Below are 3,705 nucleotides of genomic sequence, written 5' to 3'. Positions count from 1 at the left end.
CGCTAAAATCAAGGAATTCAGATCTATAGCCACGCGCTATGAAAAGACGGCCTGCAGTTACGCCGCCAATTGGTATCTCGTCGCGACCATCATCGCTTCACGATGAATGTCCACAGGCCCTAGCACAAACGCAGAGAGGAAGGCCCGAAGTGCCGAGGCATTCATCACATGATGTGCTTCCACCAAGTGCTTTCCTTGAGCTGCCAAGAACGTGAAGCCGTCACTCTTGGCAGAGTCTAGTCCCGCATATTCCGGCGCTTGAACAAAATGTGCCCGATACATGCGCTGCGACCACGACGTCGCCTTCTCCTGCAAGTTCGTGATCAACCCGGCGACTTGGTTGTGAACAAGATCCGGAAAGTTCTTGAATGGTTCAACGGCTTTGGCCGCCCGTGCCAGCTTCTCAAGTCGTGTGCGTGCCTTCGCCCACCGGCCGCACGTTTCCTTGATCTGGCCCAGTTGGCGACGAATACCTGCAAAGACAGTGGCCGCATCGAGGTAAGCCTTAAGAACATTCAATTGCTCGTTGATGCTCCGGTCGTTCGCCGGAACCGTGACTTCATTCAACTCGGCGCGCAGAACCTTCACAACAGCGCTTCGCGCGAATTCGGCATTGGCGGCGCGATATCTTGAAAGCGCGATCGCTCGCCGCACATTCCGTATCGCAGCACGCAGCTTCTCTTCGTCAGGAATCTCGACGGGCAGATCGACTCCAGGTAGTGGCTCGCGCTCCGGTGCATCTTTCCATGCTGCGGTGCAAAGGGCCGCAACCCCCTTGGCCATTGGCTTCAAAGGCTCTGGAAACTCGGCAAGCTGGAAGACTTCCGTCGATAAGGCTGCCCTGTAAACCGAGGCCAGATCGTCGGGGACGCCGTCATCAACGAATCGGCGGAGCATCTCGGGCAATCGATCGCGCAGGCCCTTTCTGGTGTCGCGCTCCCACTCGGCCGCCGTTTTCAGCATCACGGCATCGGCTTTGCGTGCTTCTTCCAGCGCCTGAGCCACCGATTTGTCTAACATAGCGTCGAAGGGGATTGCGCCGGGTTGAAGGAGGTCACGCTCACAAACCGGGCAGGCAGTAAACGCATGGCCCAGATGAGTTGCATCGTGCCACTTCGCCACCAAGCCATACAAACGGGCGCGATCTGCATGTTCCGCATGCGAAAGATGTGCGACGAGAGTCGCGGCTTCATGCTCGATGTCCCGCAGCACAGTCTCAGCTTTGGTCAGTTCGTCCTCGCTCAACTCGCCAAGTCTTTGCGCGAGATGCATTGACGGCAGTCCCTTCAGGGCCGCGTTGCCAAAGCAACTCTCCGCAGCCTTAATAGCCCCGTCGAAGCGTCTGATCTCGTTGTCGTTGGTGAGTTGTGGCAGGCTTCCGAGAATTAGTCGGGCATCTGCGTCAGCTTGATCTTCGGCCGCCCGCAGGAGTTCCTCGGCTTGTTTTAGACCGTCCTTCCATTCATCTGGGGCGGTATCTTTGGGCGCGGTGACGCAAGACAGGTCCGGCAGTCCCGCGCCGTCCTTTAGAAGATCCCATAACGTCGTCACCTGCTTGGTGGCATCGCCTTCACATCGCTTCTTCTCTTCGGTCGCAAGCTTTGGATACTTGTCAGTCAGACGATCGTGGAGGCGGATGCTACGGTTCCCAAAGTGGGCCAATGGCCGCAAGCCAGTCAAAGCCGACACTGCCTGCGATAAGGTCGTCTTGTCATCGAAGCGGGTCGCTGCGGCAATCCCGGGCATCAAGGTGCCGACCTGGAGCGCCAATTCCGGCAATCCGAGTTTGGCCAGTCCAATGGCGGTCGTCTTGAAGTTCTTTTTGCCGTCTCGCTCAAGACGGCGCTCGACCTCGACTTCGCTTTTGTCGACCAAGGATCGAAACTTCAGTCGCACCCAAGTATCGACCCGCGGCACCCCATCGACGGCGAGTAGCTCTTTTTCCGTCGGAATCGGTACAATTGGAGGTAGCTCAAATGTTTCGTTGGGCACAGCGCTAACATTGTCGTCGGCGATCTGGACAGCGATTGGGATATGCAAGGGAGAGGGGAGCCCCTGTGAACGATGCCCGTATCCCGTCAGACACCAGCAAACAGCGCTGATCAGCGAGGTCTTCGCCGCGTTTCGGTTTAGCGACCGTCTCTATACATGTGGCGGCGTGGCACTTGTCGTGGCCGAGCGTCAGCGAATGGGCAGTCCGTCTCGCTGACTCGTTCCCCGGCGCCGGGTAGGGCGAAGTGCTACTGCGTCACGCCTTCTCGAACCCGCCGCGGACGCTCGCGCATTGTCGCAGTTGACCCGCGTCTCCTCCCATTGCTAGGCCCTATCGTTAATCGGCTGCCTCAAGCGTGGGAGTTTTGTAGGTGCCATCGATCACCGAGGCACCTGGCATGTAGACGCGGAATGCGGTCCAGAACGGAGCTGTCGGTATAATCAATTCATTGGCATGCTTACCTTTGCCAAACTCGGCTTCAGGCACGAAGTAGATGTCGAAGCTCTTGCCGTCAGCATTTAGTTTCAATTCGGTGTTGCCGATGGTCGCTCCCGCGTCGGTCTTTAGGTATTGATCATCTCCGTAAACCGTCATCGAATAAAACCCGAGCTTCGGGTCAACCAGCTCAGGCACGGCGTAAGTCGCCTTGTATGCCTTACCCATCTCTACGTCGTGCTTTTCAGTCAAATAGACCGCATCTTGATCCGGTAGCAGCCCGGTGGCGATGGCGACACCACGATTTTTGGCGTCGAGCGATACGGGATGCTCGACTGTCCCCATCGTGCCCCGCACCCCTTCGGCCTGCGCCTCGGCAACGTATTTGCTGCGCACTTTGTCGAATGATGCCATGTCCCAGTTGGTCACCTTGAAGGGTTTGGGTTGATAACCGCCGAGATATTCGATCTTCAACTCGTCTTGCAACTGGTTGACCTTTTTGACGTCTTCGGAGTCCTTGTCGTTAATCTGCATCCGGACATTGGCGTAGAAGTAGTCCGTCGAGCCAGATGCAGGGATCTCGTAACGGCCCGGTCCATAGAACACCTTGTAGGTCACGTGGTCATGATTCATCACATGCAGTGACATGTATCGTCCGTCATTCTCGGGCAGCGTGATGGCCACGTCGCCGCCTCCATCCAGCACCGCAAAGGAGTAGACGGTATCGCGGTTCATGAGCGGAGCGGGCTGTTCTGACAGCGCCATGGTCTTGCGATGATGATGCCAAGCAAGGTTGGCACCTTGCTCAACTTCCTTCTCCATCGCGAGGTCAGTCATGGCAGTCGCGAAATTGTCCTCTGTGACGGTTACGGACTGGTTCTGCGCAACTGCCGGAATTGCCAGCAGCGCGCAAATCAAGCCAAGCGATGACAAACGAAGCTTTGCGATCATTTTTCGTTCCTTAATTCTCACGCGGTGAAATGTTGACCGATTGGATTGCCGCCCGCAAACAAAAACCGCCAACGCACTTGATCCAGAATCTTGAAAATCGTGAAGTCCCCCCAAAGCGGCTCATTTCTTGGAATTGGCCAGCACTCTCACCGAGGCTGCAAAAGTCCGCTTTGTCCGCATTGCAGACCGTCATCGGTTCGAAATGTCCGTCGTCGAATGATTTGGAACAGGCGGCCTGATTTTGGACGAGAGGGTCCTGGCGCACCGGTTTGAGATTATGCCGCCTGACGCTGATGGTTCAAGCGGCGGTTCTGGATGGTCTCTTT

General features: G+C 56.6%; 2 protein-coding genes. Both read right to left on the bottom strand.

Annotation, left to right across the window (positions count from 1 at the left end):
- Nucleotides 1-57 precede the first annotated feature (57 nt).
- Entirely contained in the window at nt 58-2,040 is a 1,983-nt protein-coding gene (locus ESZ60_RS20315; protein WP_209021382.1) for a hypothetical protein, read from the bottom strand.
- 289 nt (nt 2,041-2,329) lie between these two features.
- A complete protein-coding gene (locus ESZ60_RS20310) occupies nt 2,330-3,379 on the bottom strand; it encodes a DUF1214 domain-containing protein (protein WP_134682467.1) in 1,050 nt (349 codons plus the stop codon).
- Between the last annotated feature and the right edge of the window lie 326 nt (nt 3,380-3,705).

Source organism: Paracoccus ravus (assembly GCF_004522175.1).
Lineage (GTDB): Bacteria > Pseudomonadota > Alphaproteobacteria > Rhodobacterales > Rhodobacteraceae > Paracoccus > Paracoccus ravus.
This window is presented reverse-complemented; position numbering and strand designations above follow the sequence as displayed.